Source organism: Paenibacillus sp. DP01 (assembly GCF_044784315.1).
GTDB classification, from domain to species: domain Bacteria; phylum Bacillota; class Bacilli; order Paenibacillales; family Paenibacillaceae; genus Paenibacillus; species Paenibacillus polymyxa.
Genome location: NZ_CP173059.1, coordinates 2773648 through 2793955, shown reverse-complemented (window position 1 = coordinate 2793955; position 20308 = coordinate 2773648). Strand labels below are relative to the sequence as shown.

The 20308-nt window shown below is 43.1% G+C and carries 16 protein-coding genes; 8 read left to right on the top strand and 8 right to left on the bottom strand.

From position 1 onward, the window contains the following. Window positions 1-12: 12 nt before the first annotated feature. Complete coding sequence (locus ACH59B_RS12405; RefSeq protein WP_354005623.1) at window positions 13-186, bottom strand: epoxide hydrolase N-terminal domain-containing protein; 174 nt, start codon at window positions 184-186, stop codon at window positions 13-15. Between ACH59B_RS12405 and ACH59B_RS12400 the strand changes: the two genes are divergently transcribed. Continuing rightward, window positions 170-919 (top strand): LysR family transcriptional regulator, encoded by a 750-nt coding sequence (locus tag ACH59B_RS12400; RefSeq protein WP_277376394.1) that lies wholly within the window; start codon window positions 170-172, stop codon window positions 917-919. The two genes, ACH59B_RS12405 and ACH59B_RS12400, sit on opposite strands and share 17 nt — an antisense overlap. A gap of 153 nt (window positions 920-1072) precedes the next feature. On the opposite strand, the gene ACH59B_RS12395 is transcribed toward ACH59B_RS12400, so the two are convergent. From ACH59B_RS12395 to ACH59B_RS12385, 3 genes are read right to left on the bottom strand one after another with little or no spacing between them, the layout of a single operon-like run. After that, a complete protein-coding gene (locus tag ACH59B_RS12395) occupies window positions 1073-2170 on the bottom strand; it encodes a GerAB/ArcD/ProY family transporter (protein ID WP_031463540.1) in 1098 nt (365 codons plus the stop codon). 20 nt (window positions 2171-2190) lie between these two features. Further along, window positions 2191-3402 (bottom strand): Ger(x)C family spore germination protein, encoded by a 1212-nt coding sequence (locus tag ACH59B_RS12390; RefSeq protein WP_017426908.1) that lies wholly within the window; start codon window positions 3400-3402, stop codon window positions 2191-2193. Between the two features lie 17 nt (window positions 3403-3419). Further along, complete coding sequence (locus tag ACH59B_RS12385; RefSeq protein ID WP_257127057.1) at window positions 3420-4919, bottom strand: spore germination protein; 1500 nt, start codon at window positions 4917-4919, stop codon at window positions 3420-3422. Window positions 4920-5276: 357 nt separating this feature from the next. Between ACH59B_RS12385 and ACH59B_RS12380 the strand changes: the two genes are divergently transcribed. After that, entirely contained in the window at window positions 5277-7445 is a 2169-nt protein-coding gene (locus ACH59B_RS12380) for an amidase (protein ID WP_277376393.1), read from the top strand. A gap of 481 nt (window positions 7446-7926) precedes the next feature. Here the strand turns inward: ACH59B_RS12380 and ACH59B_RS12375 are convergent, their stop codons facing one another. Continuing rightward, complete coding sequence (locus tag ACH59B_RS12375) at window positions 7927-8448, bottom strand: GNAT family N-acetyltransferase (RefSeq protein WP_249507467.1); 522 nt, start codon at window positions 8446-8448, stop codon at window positions 7927-7929. Between the two features lie 31 nt (window positions 8449-8479). After that, window positions 8480-8932 (bottom strand): MarR family winged helix-turn-helix transcriptional regulator, encoded by a 453-nt coding sequence (locus ACH59B_RS12370; RefSeq protein ID WP_017426905.1) that lies wholly within the window; start codon window positions 8930-8932, stop codon window positions 8480-8482. Between the two features lie 114 nt (window positions 8933-9046). Between ACH59B_RS12370 and ACH59B_RS12365 the strand changes: the two genes are divergently transcribed. Both ACH59B_RS12365 and ACH59B_RS12360 read left to right on the top strand, forming a co-directional pair. Continuing rightward, the gene (locus ACH59B_RS12365; RefSeq protein ID WP_016818794.1) at window positions 9047-9691 is read left to right on the top strand and encodes a YitT family protein; all 645 of its coding nucleotides are present in this window, start codon (window positions 9047-9049) and stop codon (window positions 9689-9691) included. Window positions 9692-9902: 211 nt separating this feature from the next. Beyond that, the gene (locus ACH59B_RS12360; RefSeq protein ID WP_016818793.1) at window positions 9903-10790 is read left to right on the top strand and encodes a dihydrodipicolinate synthase family protein; all 888 of its coding nucleotides are present in this window, start codon (window positions 9903-9905) and stop codon (window positions 10788-10790) included. Window positions 10791-10879: 89 nt separating this feature from the next. Here ACH59B_RS12360 and ACH59B_RS12355 read toward each other — a convergent pair whose 3' ends face one another. Next, window positions 10880-14527: a glycosyl hydrolase 115 family protein gene (locus ACH59B_RS12355; protein ID WP_404303882.1), complete on the bottom strand. Its 3648-nt coding sequence runs from the start codon at window positions 14525-14527 to the stop codon at window positions 10880-10882. A 139-nt stretch (window positions 14528-14666) separates the two neighbouring features. Between ACH59B_RS12355 and ACH59B_RS12350 the strand changes: the two genes are divergently transcribed. Continuing rightward, on the top strand, window positions 14667-15479 hold the full coding sequence (locus ACH59B_RS12350; RefSeq protein ID WP_404303880.1) for an AraC family transcriptional regulator: 813 nt from the start codon (window positions 14667-14669) through the stop codon (window positions 15477-15479). Between the two features lie 98 nt (window positions 15480-15577). Continuing rightward, window positions 15578-16432: an SDR family oxidoreductase gene (locus ACH59B_RS12345; protein WP_017426900.1), complete on the top strand. Its 855-nt coding sequence runs from the start codon at window positions 15578-15580 to the stop codon at window positions 16430-16432. A 304-nt stretch (window positions 16433-16736) separates the two neighbouring features. Here ACH59B_RS12345 and ACH59B_RS12340 read toward each other — a convergent pair whose 3' ends face one another. After that, window positions 16737-17390 carry a GntR family transcriptional regulator gene (locus ACH59B_RS12340; protein WP_019687259.1) on the bottom strand — a complete coding sequence of 218 codons (654 nt, stop codon included), beginning with the start codon at window positions 17388-17390 and terminating at the stop codon, window positions 16737-16739. A gap of 159 nt (window positions 17391-17549) precedes the next feature. On the opposite strand from ACH59B_RS12340, the gene uxuA reads away from it, so the two are divergent. Both uxuA and ACH59B_RS12330 read left to right on the top strand, forming a co-directional pair. Next, on the top strand, window positions 17550-18626 hold the full coding sequence (uxuA, locus tag ACH59B_RS12335; protein ID WP_404303878.1) for a mannonate dehydratase: 1077 nt from the start codon (window positions 17550-17552) through the stop codon (window positions 18624-18626). Then, window positions 18627-20237 carry a mannitol dehydrogenase family protein gene (locus ACH59B_RS12330; RefSeq protein ID WP_404303876.1) on the top strand — a complete coding sequence of 537 codons (1611 nt, stop codon included), beginning with the start codon at window positions 18627-18629 and terminating at the stop codon, window positions 20235-20237. Window positions 20238-20308: the final 71 nt, after the last annotated feature.

Below are 20308 nucleotides of genomic sequence, written 5' to 3'. Positions count from 1 at the left end.
GGATAGAGACTATCAGATGTTTAATGAATGAAAAAAACGATTTAGATGCTCGGCAAACAATTTAGGATAAGGTATTAGTTCTAACATCTCTACGAATGATCCTGGCCACCCATGAGTCAGCAACAGTGGTCGCTCGGATGTCCCTTCACCTCGAACGTGCACAAAGTGTATGTCGAAGCCGTTCACCTGTTCAATAAACTGTGGGAAACGGTTTAGCCATGCTTCCTGTTCACGCCAAGAGATTGGCGGGGAGCTTTTCACTTACGAGAGAAGGCATCTGAAGCTCAGCCCATTAGGGAGAGAATTAATACCTCTAGCAGAAGATCTACTGGCTACTCATGACCAGATTAGAAATATACGAAGCAACCAGGAGGTTAAAGGCGTTGTAAGGGTGGCTGCACCAGAGTCTTTAACGATGATTTCTAGATTAAGTCCGATTATTAGGGAGTTCTCTTTAAAATATCCTCATGTCAAATTCATCCTTACCAACGGTACATGTGAACAAAACCAGGTTGACTTAATTAGTGGACGTGTAGATGTGGCTTTGATGGTCTACCCGGAAATACATCCGGAAAAATGCATTCATTATTCTTTGGTCAAGGAGAACATTGTCCTGGTGTGCAACAATGACGGTCCAGACCATTTTGATGAATACAAGCGAGAGAACACCAACCATTGTTTTATTACGAATGAAGAAGGCATTTTAGATAAAGACCAAGAACGCTCAATACCTGACTACGGGTATGTATTGGTGGAGATAATAGCATTAGCTTCCCTATTTCAGAACTGTAGTAATTTCAGTTCCACACCAAGGAGACTTAAGAACCATGAAAATTGTAATTTTATATTTCATCTTGGCTTTGTTAGCATTGTCGATGACCATCTTAATCGATTTACTATCAGGAATGAGCCTATTTGAAGCATTTCACTCTATCCGGGCGGCCTTCGCCAACACAGCCATACCAGAGGTAATTGTCATGGTGTTTTTTCTATTTCTTCCTTTTGTTAATGTCATTACAGCAGCTGTACGGAAAAGGAGTCTGCGGAAATAACTAAGCTCAACGCTTATCGCTTATCGCAATAGCCCTAATCTTTTACGTACCCGGTGGACAACGAACAACAGAATGGGAATGGCCGTGAATAGAACAGACAGGATATAGCGCAAAAAGAATGCTCCCTCTTCCAAATGCCTTGGATAATTCTCCGCACTGATCAGCGAACCAAACAGAACAACAACACCAACAGGAATGGCCAGTCTTCGGGTATCTTGTACTTTGAATAAGTCCGCAGTCACAGCTATGACGGCGTAACAATAGAGGGTCATTTTAAAGAATACTCCTATAATTAAAGTTAAAATAACAAGAGCATCCAACCGTTGGATAAAATTTGCCAGGTTAACCAGTGTTATCGTTGTGTACATGGGAAAGGTACTTCTCTCATATATATTTTTTCCAAGTACTGAAATTTCGATAGCATGTGTAGAACAAAGCAGGATGCCGCTTAAAACGATAGCCGCAATCCCTGTTTTTCGGGACTGACAAGATTTTTGCAGATGAGGGAAAATTGTAGTCATGCAGATCAGCTCGCCAAAAGGGAAAGTTAAAATATTGGGAAAAGCCGACCTAAGAGCCTGCTTCCAATCCACAGCATGCAGCGGAAACAGATTTTTAAAATCAACCAGCCCCGCAGCAATCACGACAAAAAAACATATGAAACCCATGAAAAATATAACTATCAGATAAATTTCTGAAGTTCTAAAAAACACTTCAATCCCCTTATTCAGAATATATATGACAGCAGTGACCATAATGGCATTGATTATGAATACCGGCGTTTGGTCATAGGAAGCAGCGATCAGCAGGTCACCGGATTCGCGCAAGATTCTGGACCCATTAAACACTAAAACAGGAATGTACAGAAAACTCAATGGCCACCCAATAGTTTTACCCAGGATTTTTTGGGTATATCCGCTGATGATCAGATTAGGATATTGACAGTACAAATCATGAAATATCAGATACAAAAGCACTCCCCCAGGCAAAGCTAGAAGGATCGATAACCATATAGTATGTCCAGTTTCAAGCCCGATGGGAATCACAATGGCCGTTCCTAATTCAAATAAAATAATCATGGCAAACAATTGATTTGTACCAATAACTTCTTTTTTCATCACTTCTGCTCCGCTTCCTTTTAGTTAAATTGATCCTTATTCATGTACGGCTTTAACCTCATTCCTGTCCCTCGGATATAAGCCTCTACACGAATGTCCAGCTTGCCTTGGGCAAACAAGGAGTCCCACTGCTCTTTTACTGCTTCCCACTCCTTCGGACGGAGACGTTTCAGTTCATTGCCAAAACCAAAAATGTCACTTTTTAACCGCTGAGCTGCTTGTATGGACTGGATTACTTCTTCTTTCGTATGCTTGGCCAATTGCTCTTCCAACTTCATGATCTCATCCGCACTACTGAAGTCTACAAATCCCCGTGTTTCGTTCACTTTTCCTTCCTCTTGAATGTGAACATGAAAAACGGGTATCCCCTCCTGAAGCTCCACGTTTATATCCGTTTTGGAATAATTTATATGGACTGCGACCGATGCTTCCATATTTTCTGTATCAATGTTGACTATGGTTTGATCTATCTTGTTCTGAACCCATAATGTACCCTTGGCCTCGGAGCCTTCCAGCCACGCTGTTAGTTTCCCTTTTTTGAACACTCCAAGCCCATTTATTGAGAGAATAGCCTTCACTTCCGTCTGTTCCAAACTTGCTTTCTTCTTGCCTTCTTCCCTGTCTCCGATAATTCGGATGCCACTAATAGCCACTTCTCCTTCCCCAGTGATTTCATTAATTAATTCAAAAATATTGATATTCTTGTTTTCTCCCCATATTTTCGCCGTGTTTTTAGCTTTCTTGACCATGCCTATCGCAGGCAGACTCTCTATAGGTAGCAGGATTTTCAGAACAGCATTAGCATCAACACCTCTTGAAACCAGAACAGTAGAGTTCAACCTAAGCTCGTGAGACCTTTCAAACACATCAAAAATCTCATTTATTCCACTTCTAGCGAACGCTTCCCCGATAACAACAAGCTGCGTGTGAGCAAAAAACAACTGTCTTGCTGTCTTTTTTGATGTTTTGCGAAATGCGCCAAATAAAGTCCTGTCCGTCGTAGAATAGACCGTAGTGGTAGATTGTCCTGTATTTGCGCCCGTACTTGTGGCCGTCGACGAAGGATTCACAATTTGAAAAGTGACCTCATATTCCTCTTTATCTGGGGCTTTATCGATTCCAATGCCGGTTACGATCGCCAGTTCATTTAGTTCCCGTCTGTTCCAGCAACTTGTCAGCAGCATAATTATAAGGATACAAAGTATGATTCGCAGCAGCCCTTTATCCTTCATTCGGCTTGCCCCCCTCTTTACCTAATACGTTTATTGTGCTTTTTCTGACTGATTAAGCGCGGTCGGGTCTTCATGAATTGGAAGGGTAATCGGAAGAAGGCATCATGCTGATTCTGGGCTATAAACGGACCCATAGGAGACATATACGGAACCCCCAAGGAGCTTAGACTACACATATGCGCAATCATTATAAAGCTAAACACGCACACGCCGTAGAGCCCCATAAATGCCGCTATGAACATAATGACGAATCGAAGAATTCGCACCGAAAGAGCCATGTTGAACGCCGGGGTGGCAAGACTGGAAATACCCGTGAGAGAGACAGCGATGACTATGGCTGGAGTAACAATGCCTGCCTGCACCGCTGCCTGCCCAATTACCAACCCTCCGATAATCGATACTGTCTGTCCAATTGGGCTTGGCATTCGAACGCCAGCTTCACGGATAATCTCAAACGTCACTTCAAGCAGGAGTATCTCAATAAAAGTAGGGAAGGGTACATTTTCTCTCTGGGAGGCCAGATTAATCAACAGCGGGGTCGGGATCATTTCCTGATGAAAGTTCAGAGCTGCCACAAACAGACCGGGGCCTAACAAAGAAATCGCCAGACACATAAATCTCAATAACCGGATCAAGGATGAGATGTCATATCGCTGGTAGTAATCTTCAACTGCATGAAAAAACATAAAAAAGGTAGTAGGCGCAATTAGCACGAAGGGCGTTCCATCAACAAAAATGGCAATTCGCCCCTCCAGCAGATTACCTGCTACACTGTCCGGACGCTCGGTATTATAGAGTGTTGGAAAAGGTGAATATTTGTTTTCTTCAATTAGCTGCTCTATGTACCCTGATTCCAGAATTGAATCGATACGGATACCCTGTAACTTTTGCTTTAGGTTCTGTATCGTCGATTCTTTTGCGATGCCGTTTATGTACATGATAGCCACATCTGTTTGTGTAACAGCACCGATTTTCATCGTTTCAATCCATAGATTGACGTTTTTTATCCTCCGGCGGACCAGGGAGAGATTTGTCCCAATGGATTCCGTAAAACTTTCTTTGGAACCGCGGATGGCTACCTGGGTAGAAGCCTCTGTGACCGCTCTGACCTCGCCCCCGCTGGTGTTCCCGCTAATAGCTTTGGCCATTCCATCCACTAGAATTATCGTATTTCCAGATAAAAGGGCTTCAAAAAGCTCCTTCCAGTCATTAAGTACTTTTTCTTCACCGATACTCAAGGCTTTGTCTTTCATAAATTGATAAATTCCGCTTACCGATTTGACTTCCGGACCTCCCCAGTTGGGAGTGTCAAAGGCCATAATGTGCGTAATAAACTCATCGACGATGTTTTTATCATTTAAACCGTTGAGATATACAGCAGCCACCTCTATATGTGAAGTTACCAGCTCAAATTTACGAATAATAATATCAGGGCTGTTTCCAAGCCGGGACCTGATTTCCTTCAAGTTGTTTGCTAAATTCATGGAGATCAAGGGGTCTTCATTACTGGGCATCATCTACACCTCCTGCCCATACTATTTGCTGTCCAAACCTGTTTTATGCAGTATATGGGAATTTTATTATCGGTAATCAGGCCGCTGCTAGATTTTTACTCCTGTATGCCAAAAAGATTACAGTATGTTCACCTTTAATACTCTGAAATATACTGAAAGAAAAAGAGAGTAGCTGAGAACAAAAATCAAAACTTGTATCGTTACCGTACTTCCTCATCCTCAACATTACAAAAATTGACATTTCGGATGAAAATAAGTAGTATAATTAGAAAGATTTATATAAAAAAAGGAACCCTTTTCTCATTCCCCTCTATTCAAATTCCTATTTCTATCTATCCTATTTTAAGGAGTGAAAATGCTATGCGCGCACGAATGGTAAAAGCGAATACAAGGAATGTAATCGGTAGCTATTGCAAATGGATCGCGGCTGGGATGATTGTAACTCTCACGGGATGCTCGCTTGCATCCGCCGCTCCTTCACCCTCACTCTCATCCTCAAGTAAAACTAGTGAATCTACCTCCTCCCTGGTTACATTTCAATTGCAAGAGGCTACGATTGCTCAGATGCAGGACGCGATGAAGTCAGGAGCACTGTCGAGTGTCGAGCTCACAGCCATGTACCTCAACCGGGTATACGCCTATGATTCTAGTGGCATTCGGCTGAATTCAATCCCTGTTCTAAATCCCAATGTGCTAAAAGAAGCTGCTCAGGCTGATCAGCTAAGGGCACAGGGGATTAATACCGGGCCTCTGCAAGGCATCCCCTACACAGTTAAAGACAGTTACAAGGTTAAAGGACTCACTGTTGCTTCTGGATCTCCGGCTTTTAAAAACCTGATGGCAAAAGATGATGCCTTTACTGTAGAGAAGATACGCAAATCCGGTGGAGTGCTAATTGGTAAAACCAACATGCCACCAATGGCAGCAGGAGGAATGCAAAGAGGCGTTTATGGCCGTGCTGAAAGTCCGTACAATCCAAATTATTTGGCTGCAGCCTGGTACTCTGGCTCCTCTAACGGATCTGGCGTGTCAACAGCCGCCAACCTTGCTGCCTTTGGTATGGGGGAAGAAACAGTATCTTCTGGAAGATCACCAGCATCTAACAATGGTTTAATTGCCTACACGCCATCGCGGGGCTTAATCTCCATTCGAGGGAATTGGCCGCTTTTTCCTATACGGGATGTCGTGGTCCCACATACAAGAACTGTCGAGGACATGCTCCGCTTGCTTGACGTGATTGTTGTAGAGGATAAAATCACAAAAGGTGATTTCTGGCGAGAACAGAAAGCCGTTCGCCTCCCTTCTGTCAACAGTGTTCGTCCCAATTCCTATCTAGAGCTGCGAGATACTCAAGCTTTGAAAGGCAAACGAATCGGTGTTCCGAAAATCTATATCGGTAAGGACCATGAAACCACAACTCCGATTAAATTCAGACCTTCAATACAAGCATTATGGGAAAAAGCTGTAAAGGATTTAACTGCTCTTGGAGCTGAAGTAGTGGAAGTTGACTTCCCCTTGCAAGTGAACAGCGAGAAGGACCGACCAACAGCGAAAACACCTGAAGAACGTGGTTTGATGCCGGCAAAATGGAGTGAAAAGGAATTCGGGCTGCTTAATCCTTATGCAGCTGAGGAATTCCTTAAAAGTGTGGGTGATCCGAATTTCCCGTCATGGGCTAATATCGACCCTGCAACTGTCTTCCCGAATCCGCCCGGTTCGGTAGATGCCAAACGTGGCAGAGACCTTGGTCACTATGACGTATTCATTGAAACCATAAAGAAAGGCGTCACCCCTTTCGAACAAATTCCTCAGTTTCATGAAGGGTTGCGGGGGCTGGAAAATGTACGAAAGATAGATTTTGAAAATTGGATGAAGCAAAACAACCTTGATTTTATTGCTTTCCCGGCCAATTCGAATATTGGCAAGGCTGATTCTGATGTGAATGAAACGTCTTATGAGGAGGCTTGGGAGAATGGCAACTATTTCTCCAATACGAATTTCCTTCTACGCGAGTACGGGATCCCAAGTGTGTCTGTGAGTATGGGCGCAATGAAGGATACGGGTATGCCCGTCAATCTGACGATGGCAGGTGCCGCATATAGCGATAATGACCTGCTTCGATACGCGTATTCCTATGAGCAGGCAACCAAAAACCGTCCTATTGCAACACGCACGCCAGCGCTTGAGGATGAAACCTTTTCCTATAACCCGCAAACTGCTCTTCCACCCTCTAAACGCAAGGAAACAGGAGCCCCTGCACTTAAGTTGAATGCTTCGGTCAAAAACGATGTTCTCGCTTTGGAAGGTTCAGTCACAGATCAAAGCGAAATCGCGCAGCTCAAAGTGTATGTCAATGGCATGCGTGTCGCTATTACAGAAGATAAAGCTAATTGGTCAGCAGCGCTCCCAACTACTAAATTCAAGCAGGGTGGCGCCTCCCAAGCCGATACACTGCATATCCTCGTGCTGGCGAAGGATATTTACGGAAATACCGCAGCTCAAATCAAGTCTGTCACTTTACCCCAATGACGAAGGACATCATGGTCTTAGCAACGGGATCATTGAGCTGGGCAGGCTGGAGGTTGGTCAGATGAAGCTGTAACTTCCAGCTCTTTGAATTAAATATTTAAATTAGCAAGCTCCCTCGCTGCTTTCGCAGTATAGGGAGTTTTTCTTTAAAATCCCATCATTATTCAGCTTACCTGCTTCAGTCCAACCGCTGAACTGAGTACTATCGCAATGAATAAAATTCTCGTGGTATTACGCGGTTCACCATAAAGGATCATATCCAGAATGGTCCCGACCAAAGCTCCAATACCAGTTTTTGATAACGCCGCAAATGTAGTGCGGAACTAAAGCAGTAATGAAAAAAAAGCCTGAGATCATACTGCATACAGCAGTTTTTCTCCCAGGCTCTTATCCCTCCGTGACACAGTACAACGACTGTAAGTTTTCTCTTGGACCAGCCGATATGACATCGCGGAACCCTAGAAAATCTTTTTAAATTCAATTATAGTATTAATGTTTTGGTCATTATGAAATCAATCTGTTCTTCATCCCCCATATAAAAAGAGTGTGCACCCATTTGAACAAACCCCATTTTCTCATAAAAAGCAATGGCATTTTCATTTTTTTCCCATACACCGAGCCAAACCTTCTTTTTATGATGTTCCAGTGCAATTTCGATAGCTTTATTTAACAGATGCTTACCCAGCCCATGTTTTTGAAATTTGTTTTTAATATAAATCCTCTCCACTTCGAGTGACTCATCACCCATTTTTTCGGATTGGGCATCATTTATATTGATCTTCAAATATCCGGCAAGTTCTTCATTGAAATAGATGAAAAAGATTTCTGAAGAGACATTAGCCAATTCCTTATCCAGCTGTTTCAAGTTAAATGCTCTTTCCAGATAGGCTTGCATATTTTCAGGTGAATTTTGATCTTTAAAAGTATCGTTGAAGGTTTCAATGCTTATTTCTTGGAGTATTTGTACATCTTCACGGCTGCATTTGATCATTTTCACATTCATTATAACTATATCGCTCCTTCATATAAATCAATTAATAATTTCTTTTGTTCCCTTTTTTCACGAATTCCCATTCATCACTTATATTTTTTCTTACTCTTTGAAGAAGAGTAAAAATAGTGTTTACTTCACTTTCCGAAAATCCCGCTAATGCAACTTGATCCGAATAATCATGTTCTCTTTTTATGAAAGGATAAACACTGTTTCCTTTTTCTGTTGGAAAGAGTTTATTAATTTTTTTGTTATGCTGATCCTCTTTCTTTTCAATAAAACCATTAATTACAAGTTTTTGGATAGCGCGAGATGCTGTTGTTCGATCTACTTTTATCATCTCAGCTAACTTTTCTTGAATAATTCCTGGGTTTTCACATATTCGTACAAGGTATAAATACTGTCCTTTTGTAAGGTCATATTCTTTGAATTCAATATTACTGATAGAATCTAATGCCCTTGCTATCATTCCAATTTCACGAAGTACTTCCTTCATAATGAACTCCTTTGCCCCTATTTTGTTGCAAATGCAATAAACATAGTATATATTTAATCTACCCTAATTTTGTTGCATTTGCAACTTGAAATTATAATAAAGAGGTCGAGTAAAGTGAAATATGTTTTTTTTGTAATAGGAATTTTTATATTATCCCTTGGTATTTCTTTCACTATACAATCAGACCTTGGGACATCACCTTTTGATGCACTATTGGTAGGACTATCCACAAATGTGGGGCTTACTGTAGGAAGTTGGGAAATCATAATGGCTTTAATCTTGATCTGTTGTAATTCACTTTTAAAAAGACAAAGACCAGAAGTTTTGGGGTTGTTAACAGCATTTATAACGGGGATTGGTATTGATATGTGGCTTTTTTTATTGCAGGATTTAATAACACCTGAACTATGGTACAGCAAAGTTGTTTGTTTTGGAATTGGTTTAGTTATTGTGGGATTAGGAACTGCAACCTATTTACAGACAAACTTTGCACCCATTCCAGTTGACCGATTAACCATAATCATACAAGAATTAACTGGAAAAAATCTATTTTTTTCGAGAACATTCATTTACCTTATCTTCTTGATCATAGCATTCATTTTAAATGGACCCATTGGCATTGGAACTTTGTTAACTGTTTGTTTAGGGGGGGTAATACTCAATTATTTCATGCCCCTCACTGGAAAAGTATTAGACCGCATATTAACACACTCTGGTACATCACCAAATCATGATAAAGATAAAAAGCATTCAATGTAGAATGCTTTTTATCTTTCTTATTCAACTGACCTGATCTGAAGGCATAATATCATTATATTAATTTCAATACAGAATCTTTGTTTTCAGTTTTAAGTTTCTCTAGAAGAATTGGTACAGTTATTTGTCTCTTAATTGGTACTTTAATTGTGTCTAATTCATTTTTATAATGTGTTTGTATTTTGAAGGTCAATTCATAAAGGAGTGTAACTTTATGTTCCACGGATTATCTGCTTTTCCACTCACCCCGGTGAATGAGACAGGCATTGACGAAAAAGCATTTGTAGCACTGATTCAACGATTAGTTGCAGCTGGTGTAGACTCAATTGGGGCATTGGGTTCAACTGGAAATTATGCATATCTTAATCGAGAAGAACGTTTCCGGGTTCTTCAACTTGCTGTCCACTCAGCAGACGGGATTCCCGTGATGACAAGTATAAGTGCGATTCGTACCTTAGAAGTACTTCGATTAGCGGAAGATGCACAAAAAGCAGGAGCAAGTGCAGTACTGCTAGCCCCTATCTCCTATCAAGCACTAACGAATGAAGAAGTATTTTCACTCTATGAACAGGTAACCCGTTCACTCTCCATTCCACTTTGTGTCTATGATAATCCAGGCACCTCCCATTTTCATTTCAGTGACGAATTGCACGGCCGAATTGCTGAGTTACCTCATGTTGGTTCTATTAAGATTCCCGGAGTACCTACTGATCCCGAAGCAGCCAAGACACGCATCAAAAAACTACGAGAGTCGATTCCTCCCCATGTAACTATAGGAGTAAGTGGAGATTCATTTGCAGTCACCGGCTTGAATGCAGGTTGTGAAGCATGGTACTCCGTTCTCGCTGGTTTGTTTCCAAAGGCATGTCTAAAAATAACCCGATTGGCCCAGGACGGTTTTGCTGACGAAGCAGAACGACTCTCGACACTACTTGAACCTATTTGGACGTTATTTCATCAGTATGGTAGCCTTCGTGTTGTTTCAGCAGCAGCAGAAATAAGTGGCTTAATCTCAAGTCCCAGTCTTCCTTTGCCCTTACAACCATTGAATCAATCAGCTAGAGAACACTTGAAACTTATACTAAAGAATCTTCAGGAATGAATTGTTTCTTTTACTATTTATCAAAAAAAGAGCGGAATCTCAACATGTATCTAGATTCCGCTCTTTCAGCATGGAGACGCTGCTTTAGCTTAGGACTGTTTTCTTATCGAATCCGTCCAGAGAGCATCCACAGGCGGTAATTCGCTCCCTTGTGTCATATATATCCGGTCGACTCTGAGTTGTGACTTTCGAGCTAAGATCGAAAACAGGTGAACACCACTGGGCAATTCCAAATCCGACAGTAAACACCAATAGTACACTTGAGCGGTGTTATACGTATGCAGTGTGCCCTTGCCCAGTTGTTCGGATAACGGTCTTACTACGCCGTCCAGCGATAAGTAGCATGAATCGGATTGGTCATTATGATGTCGAACCAAAATCCAAATATGGTAAATACCTTCATTTTTGATATTTATTTTGTAATGCATGGTTGGAGCAATCTCCGGGTTCTCCCACTGTCTTCCAGGCTCAGAAACATGCATGGCGAAACCTGTCCTTCCATTGGTTTCTGCCTGTAAGTGGCTCCAATGAATAGCAGTACCTTCTTTACTGGACGTGAGATATGCATATTCAGAGTTTTCCAACGCATATTCGGCTTCAATCGCAACGATGCCATTCGATTCGATAAACATACCCGTACCAAATTCTTTTATAACATCCTTTGTACCGTCAGCATCACAAATGTTTGCATAGCGCGTATCCCCTAATGTGGTCTGCGGAACATCAAAACATTTCAAGAAGATTTCATCGATGGTGACGTAAAAATCTCTTGTGGCATAAAGGACGACGGGAAGAGGTACTTCATGCTCTCCCGTTTCGTAAAATTGATTACATAATTGTTCGACTTCATTCCAATTCACAGTGGGACTTTCCAGTCCATGATCGGTAACCAGCCTATGATGATGCTCACTGGGAATCGGTCCCAGATTGCACGTTTTTTGCTCATTCGTATATATTACTAACTTGTTAATAGTGACATAGGGGTCTACCATATAAATTTTTAAGACATGTATACCGGAAGCCAGGTAGGGCAGCTCCACTCTCATTTTCTCACCGTTATTAAAGACGGCTTCCTGCCAAGCCCCCAACCACTCGTCACGAGTCTCTGATTCTACCAGAATGGGTGCTGTATCATCGACTCCAATACCGAAACGAATATTGCCTGTCGAATTTAAAGTAAGAAAACGATGAATCTCTAAGGTAAACTGTCCAGCCTCTTTCAAAAAAATATCGTATCCTAAATATGGATGATTCTTAAGCTCTCCTGCAAGCGGTCGTAGTTCACCGCTCCAGGCCATCATCGCGGCTCCCTCATACCTTGCCATCCCCGGTATGGCCACCCAACCGGATTTATCGGTCGAATCTACACCGGGAACATTATGGTCGTAGGAGGCTGCTGGGATAGACACATATCCGTCTGCCTCTATATGTCCGTAAAACGTTTCAGGAACATTTACACCTTCCTCAACTTGCACCTTTATTGGAACAGAAGTCATATCTTTATGGTTTCGGACGGTCAGTTGTCCAGTCTTTCCAGCATACTTATGCGAATCGATGACCGAGACAAGAATTCTTTTCTCCGTTTGGATCGATCCTTCACTTTCGGAAAGAATGATCCAATCTACGTCTTCCATTACCTCAATCGTGAATGGAATGGTTCCGTTCCCCTGGTTTCCAATCTCGAACCATTTTTGTTTCTGACCATGGATGGAAAAGCGCAGCGTTGTTTCTTCATTCCAAAGATCGATTCTCATGCCACCTTGAGCAATTTTCAATGCGGGCTTTCGCGCAGGATACAAGGCGGTAGGCGGTGGTGGAAAGCTTTCCGGTGTAAGGATCCCGTTCCACTTGCCTTCACTCATTTTTGCGTTATAGAAATGAAGCATTCTTCGTTTGTAGTCCGCCATTTTTACCGAAAGCTCCACATATAGGTCAGCAGCCTGCATGTTTCCGCGCTCATAAGAAAGCGTGCTTCTGTCGGCAAAATAAAACTCATGGTTGGTATAATACGATGCGTGAATTTTCATGAGAAACATCTGGAAAAATGCAACCCGCTCCTGGACCGGAAGGCTGTACATTATGGCATTGCCTCGACGAAAAACATCCTCCAACCGCATTAATCTACGCCCTGCTTCATCACCTAATACAGTTTGTGAAAACACATTGGATTGCATATGTTCGATCTTTCGTACGTTAGTGACCTGTGCAAATGTTTCGTATATTCCCGCAGCTTCAGATCCGTGGTTGCCGGAAAAATTGGCGTTTATCCAAGATTCGACGAATTGAGATGCATTCTTGGTCATTCCTTCTTCTTTGCCGGCTTCCCAGCCAGATCGCAAAAAGAATTCCATATCCTGTTCAAGGGGCTTCAACCCGCCAACATTCAGAATCCACAATTTCCGGATTCCCGATTCATACGATTTTTTCAATTCATTCCCTGTATGGGCCAATGGAATTGAATTGATAAAAAGATAACTCATCGCCGTTCCTGGAGCTGCCCAGTAAGAATTGTGATAATACAAACCGTTGCCTCCACTGCGTTGACGCTCCTTCTCATTCGGATATCGGCGCATATGCCCAAAGTTGTCGTTTGCCCAAATGAGGGTCACACCTTCAGGTAGATCAAGACCTCGGTCATATAGCTCTAACACTTCTTTGTACGGGATAAATGTCCGTAATGAAGCATTTTCTTTCGACTCGCCGATCACGTCCTTGAGAATTTGCTTTTGATCCTGTATGACCTTTCCTAAGAGAGAACTCTTGGCTTTTGCCCGTTCTTCCTTAGACATGGAATTATCCTCATCAATGGACTGCGTATGAAATCCGGAATCATGGATTCCACGCATACCAACTGTATAACACACCTCGTAATTTTTATTCTTCTCGACACTTTCCCGCCAATATTCCTGTAGAATTTCGCGATTTCGGCCTTCGATGGAATAATCGTATGAGGCGTCGTCATAACCCTTGGCTGCGAGCCATGGCTCCCATTCATTCTGGTTGCTGCGAAGCAACATATCGCAATGCGACGTGCCTACTACAATCCCCATTCTTTCCGCGAGTGCTCCATTTTCGGGATTCTCATTAAAATAATTCACATGCATGGCAGGCCAAATGAAATTGGCTTTCAGACGAAGTAAAAGTTCAAAAATAGATTGATACGCGTCAGGTCCGATTGTGCCATCTTGAGTATGAATCTTGGCCCAGTCATCAAGCTCTTCCTCATCATTCAGGAAAATTCCCCGGTACTGAACCGCTGGCCAATCTGCTTTGGAGAGGTCCAAAGGCAAACAAAATACATCGCAGGTTTTCACCGGTACATCCGCCCAGTAATACCACGGAGACACACCCATCGCCTCGCACAAATCATAGATTCCGAAGATGGTACCGCGCCTGTCGGTTCCTATGATATATAACACACCGTCAATGACTTCCTGAAGAAATGCTTCCCACCGGTACGAGCCATCCTCCAACACTAGTTTTTTCAGCGATACCCCTTTATCTTGCAGATAAGCGAGTAACAGCTCATTGTCTGTGATCGTGCCGATCACGATGCTGCTTTGGTCCATTTCTTTTGCTCGCACTAGCTTACAACCGCAAACCCAATCAATATCTCGCATAAGATTGCAAAAAGCAAGATGCACCGCGCTGTTTTCCGTTTCGGAAACAAAAACAGGCACCTCGTGATTTCTTTTCAACAGTTCAAATTCATTCTGGGTTCCTTGGTGTGATTTCAAGTGTCTAACCTCCTCGTGTGCTCCATTCGGAAGAAAATCTGGTAGCTAAACTATACCTGAATACCAAGCAATAATCTTTTAATATGTTGCCGAATTATCGATTTATTATATTATATTGCTATAGGATGGAGGTTGAGCAATGGTTGCTGATGTAAGTCATACGCACCCCCTATTTTCAATCGAGTATGTCGTCCATGATTCAGACCACAACATGACCAATTTTCATTATCACGATGCATATGAACTTTATTTTCTAGAAAAAGGGTATCATCAGATTTTGATCCAGGACTCCATCTATGACATTAAGCTGCATGATGTTGCACTGTTTAAACCAAATCTGTTCCATAAAAGCTACCAAAATCAAGGTTGTGCCAGAACATGTGTCTATTTTACGGAGCGTTTCTTGCGATTATATTTTACGGAACGGGCAATAAAATCTTTATTAGGCTGCTTTGATACAGAAATTATCTCTTTGAAAGAAGAAGTATTTGCGAAAGTGAAAAGACTATTAAAGTCCCTGGAGAAAGAAAACGTCTCGGGTGAGAGTGACCGTATTTTTATACTTTTAGCTGAACTGTTATCTCTATTAAATAATAATAAGGATTCCCAAACAGTGGAGCAGCAGTCTTCCAAGTACGCTAACTTTGGACCTATTCTGTCGTACATCAACCAAAACTATAACAAAATCACCAAAATCGAAGATATTGCAAAGTCGTTTTACATGTCCAAATATTATTTGTGTCATCGTTTTAAAGAAGCCACGGGACTTACGGTTATTCAATATTTAAATAACATTAAGATTCAACATGCTTGCAACTTGCTGATCAATACAAAGTTAACGATACTCGAGATTGGTAACGAATGTGGCTTCAACTCGTCCATGTATTTTTGTAAGATCTTTAAACAAACGGTATTTATGACACCTAGGGAATTTAGAAAGAAAGCTAGATAAGATCATCTGTTATAGTTTTAGGCTAAAATTTATGACAGCTTGTGGAACGCGTATAAGCGTAATGCGGGCTTATCTTCCAACGAAAAGAGGAATGTAAATTGACTAGTCTTCCCCTGCATCCGGCTTTGTCTGGAAAAACAGTTGTAGTAACCGGCGGCTCCGGCGTGTTGTGCAGCTCCATGGCCAAGGAACTTGCCCGCCAGGGTACCAAGGTCGCTATTTTGAACCGTACTGCTGATAAGGGCGAATTGATAGCCAAGGAAATTTGTGAGAGTGGTGGAGAATCCATCGCTGTTGCCTGCGATGTGACCGATGTTGAAAGCGTGAAGCAGGCTGAGGAGACGGTCCGTCGTCTGCTCGGTCCGTGCGATATTCTGATCAATGGAGCAGGCGGCAACCACCCCAGTGCGAATACGAGTTTGGAGACATTTCATCCTGAAGATCTGAACCAGTCTGGAATCACTACCTTTTTTGATCTCAGTGTACCTGGCTTCCGCAATGTGCTTGATTTAAATTTTATCGGGACTTTAATCCCAACACAGGTTTTTTCCAAAGGCATGATCGGACGACCTGGCGCTGTGGTCCTTAACATATCCTCCATGAGCGCTCCCAGCCCAATGACCAAGGTTCCCGCTTACAGCGCTGCCAAAGCCGCCATCAACAACTTCACCCAGTGGCTGGCCGTACATCTAGCCGAATCTGGCATTCGGGTGAATGCCATTGCCCCCGGATTTTTCCTGACAGAGCAGAACCGACAATTGCTCACCAACGAGGACGGCTCGCTTACCGAGCGTTCGGCCAAGATTATTGCCCACACCCCTATGCGCCGTTTCGGTGAGCCTGAAGACCTCCTCGGAACGCTGCTTTGGCTGGCAGATGAAACCGCTTCCGGTTTTGTGACCGGTGCAGTCATTCCTATAGATGGTGGTTTTATGGCCTATTCGGGGGTATAGAATCTTCACTTTCCATCCCTTGCCCTTCTATTTACAATTACGAAGTGGCAAGGGGCTTAGTGTGTCAACAACGCTCTACTATGGTTTCAACTGAATCCGTTTACATAAATAATAAGTCGAAGGAAGCATTGCTCAATTGGTCATGCTTTAATTTATCACATTCTCCTATGCGTATATTCAAGCAGGATTACACTTGTCTTGTATACAAGATATCGAACCTCTATGAAAATCCTTCAATTCCATCCACCGCTTGACGGCAAACAACTAGACTCACGAGCAAAAAAATGAATAACACAGACCAGCATTATTTCTTGATATAGCCAGCGAACTGCCGGAGGAATTCGAGAGAATGTATATCCTTTCGGAGATGATGGTGAACCAGATCATCCATTTTGCTTGTATCCTGATTCAACATATATTCAAGCATAGTTTGGTGCTCATGCCAGATTTCCATCAGCTTCCCTGCTTCCAGCATATGGAGCTTGCGATATCTGATATAGTGAACATTTGATTGCTGAATCAGCTGCCAAAGAAATTCTCGGCCCACCAATTGGAACATAGTATGGTGGAACTGATCGTCCAAAATGAGAAATTGATCCGTAGCATGATCGTCTTCAATGACAGCCCTCTGCCTGTCCAAAATTTCGCTCAGCTTCTGTATATCGCTTAATGCAAATTGCGTAGAAAGCTCCTTCATAATCTCTTTTTCCACTGCGCTTCTCAAGTAGCTCATTTGTTCTACGGACTCCAGATCAATATATGAGACAATGTTCCCCTTCTTGGGAAAAATATCAATATAAGACTCCAGCGCAAGCTGTTTCAACACATCGCGCAGCGGAGTTCTGGACAACTGGAAGCGTTCTGACAAGGTCGTCTCGCTGAGCAGAGTCCCAGGCTTTAAGGTCAACGACAAAATATCATTTTTCAAAAGCTGCTTGATTTCTTCCTTTGTAAACATAACATTCCTGCCTTCACTTTATAAATCTAGTCTTATTATAAAGCATTTTGATGTGATAGACTCCTCAAAAATTGTCATTGACAAGGATAAACTTTGCATTTTATGATCAAGTCAATCTTGTATACAAGATTAAAAAAATCAATCAGGGAGGGTATCGTTATGAACATGACCTGGAGATGGTATGGGGAAGGCAATGACAATATTACACTGGATCATATCCGGCAAATTCCAGGAGTTATGGGCATTGTTTGGTCTTTACATGAAAAGATAGCCGGTGAAATATGGGAAATGGAGCGAATTCAGGAGGTAGCTGATCAGATTACAAGCAAGGGCTTTAGTACGGCAGTCGTAGAGAGTGTAAATGTCCACGATGATATCAAAATCGGCCTGCCATCCCGCGATCAATATATTGACATTTATATTGATACCATTCGAAAATTATCCAAGGTGGGAGTCAAGGTGATTTGCTATAACTTTATGCCTGTCTTTGACTGGACCAGAACGGAGCTTTATAAGGAACTGCCTGACGGGTCCAACGCCCTCTTTTATGAAAAGGCTGCCATTACCGATAACCCCCGTCAAATGGTGGATCGGATTCTCAAGGGAGCCGGGAAGTTCACGATGCCAGGCTGGGAACCGGAGCGGTTGGCGAGACTGGATGAACTGTTTGCTGCTTACGCAGATGTCACCGAAGACAAGCTGTTTGACAACCTGAAGTATTTTCTTGAGCGCATCATCCCGGTTTGCGAGGAGGTTGACATCAAGATGGCCATTCATCCTGATGATCCGGCATGGCCCATCTTCGGGCTGCCGAGAATTGTCCGAAGTCGTGAGACCATCCGGCGCATCCTGAATGCAGTGAACAGTCCATATAATGGTCTAACCTTCTGCACAGGCTCACTGGGGACTAACCCTGAGAATGATTTGCCAGCTATGATTCGGGAGTTCCATGATCGTATTCATTTTGCGCATATTCGTAATGTCAAGGTGTTTGAGAATGGCGACTTTATTGAAGTGTCACATCGTGGGAAAGACGGAAGCGTCGATATACCGGAAGTGGTTAGAGCTTATCACGAAAAAGGCTATCAGGGATATGTGCGCCCAGATCACGGTAGACATCTATGGGGAGAAGAAAAAAATTGTCGGCCAGGCTACGGTTTGTATGACCGTGCGCTGGGAGTTATGTACTTGCTAGGTGTCTGGGATAGTCTTGCTCAAAGCAAGGGAGTGAAATAGATGCTCCAGCTTGACCGGAAAGGTCTTTTAGATAAGGCGGCCTGGGAAGCAGCAGGCATTGAACTACCAAAGTATGATCTGGAGCTTGTAGCCCATAACACCCGAGTTAGACCGCAATGGGTGCATTTCGGAGCAGGCAATATTTTTCGGGGGTTCGTAGCCAATGCACAGCAACAACTGCTGAATAGTTTGAAAGCGGATACAGGTATAATTGCGGCCGAAACCTTTGATTTTGAAATGATTGACAAAGCCTACAAGCCTTACGACAATCTAACCTTGCTGGTGTTAATGAGTGCAGACGGTAAATTTCACAAAAGTGTGGTCGCAAGCATCGTTGAGAGCCTTGCAACGGAGCAGAATCGTCGTCTGGACGACTATCTCCGTCTGCTTGAGGTATTTGAAAATCCGACTCTGCAAATGGCCAGCTTCACTGTCACGGAAAAAGGATACGGCCTCACCGGGCCCGACGGTAAGTATCTGGCTGTTGTGGAGAGGGATTTAGTGAATGGTCCTGAACAGCCGGTGCATGTGATGAGCATAGCTACTTCGCTTGCCTATCGGCGTTATTTAAAGGGACAGCATCCAATGACCTTGGTAAGCATGGATAATTGCTCCCATAACGGCGATCTGTTAAAGGATAGTATGATTGCTATCGCCAAGGAGTGGACGTGCAGAGGCCTGGTAGAGAAAGGATTTGCAGACTATCTGCAGAATGAGGAAAAAATAACCTTCCCGCTGACTATGATTGATAAAATCACCCCCCGCCCTTCCTTACAGATACAATCTGCTCTTCGAGAGCTGGGGTTAGCCGACATGGAGATTGTCGTTACCTCCAGGCATACGTATACGGCTCCCTTTGTCAATGCTGAGGTTAGCGAGTATTTGGTCATTGAAGACAAGTTTACAAACGGGAGACCTGCACTGGAGGAAGCTGGCATCATCTTCACGAATCGGGATACGGTAGACAAAGTGGAGAAGATGAAAGTCACGACCTGTCTCAATCCGCTACATACAGCGCTGGCCCTCTCCGGGTGCCTGCTCGGGTATCAGCTCATTGCAGATGAAATGAACGATTACACCTTGCGTCGTCTGGTGGAAACCATCGGCAACAAGGAAGGCTTGCCTGTTGTGGTTGATCCCGGAATTATCCAACCTCAAGCGTTCATTAACGAGATATTGCAGGAACGCTTCGCCAATCCCTATATTCCAGATACGCCACAGCGGATTGCAACAGATACTTCCCAAAAGATGAGCATCCGTTTTGGCGAAACCATAAAGTCGTATGTTAGCACAGCAGGGCTTGATCCCACCGACCTGACTGCTATTCCCTTGACCATTGCGATCTGGTGTCGTTATTTGCTGGGGGTGGATGATCAAGGAACACCCTTCACACTCAGTCCGGACCCGTTACTGGATACATTGCAGGGGTATTTGCAGGATACGAAGCTGGGCGATCAGACCTCTGGGGTTCGCAACCTCCTTGAGGATGAAAAACTGTTCGGCGTCCGATTATATGAGATTGGTCTGGGCGACAAGATTGAAGCCATGTTTCATGAAATGCTATCAGGTCCCGGAGCAGTCCGAAGCACCATAGAGAAGTATGTGAACTAGAACTTACATTAAACAATCCCCCTGCCACGAAACTTTGGTCAGGGGGATTTGTAATTCTCATGTTTGTTAGC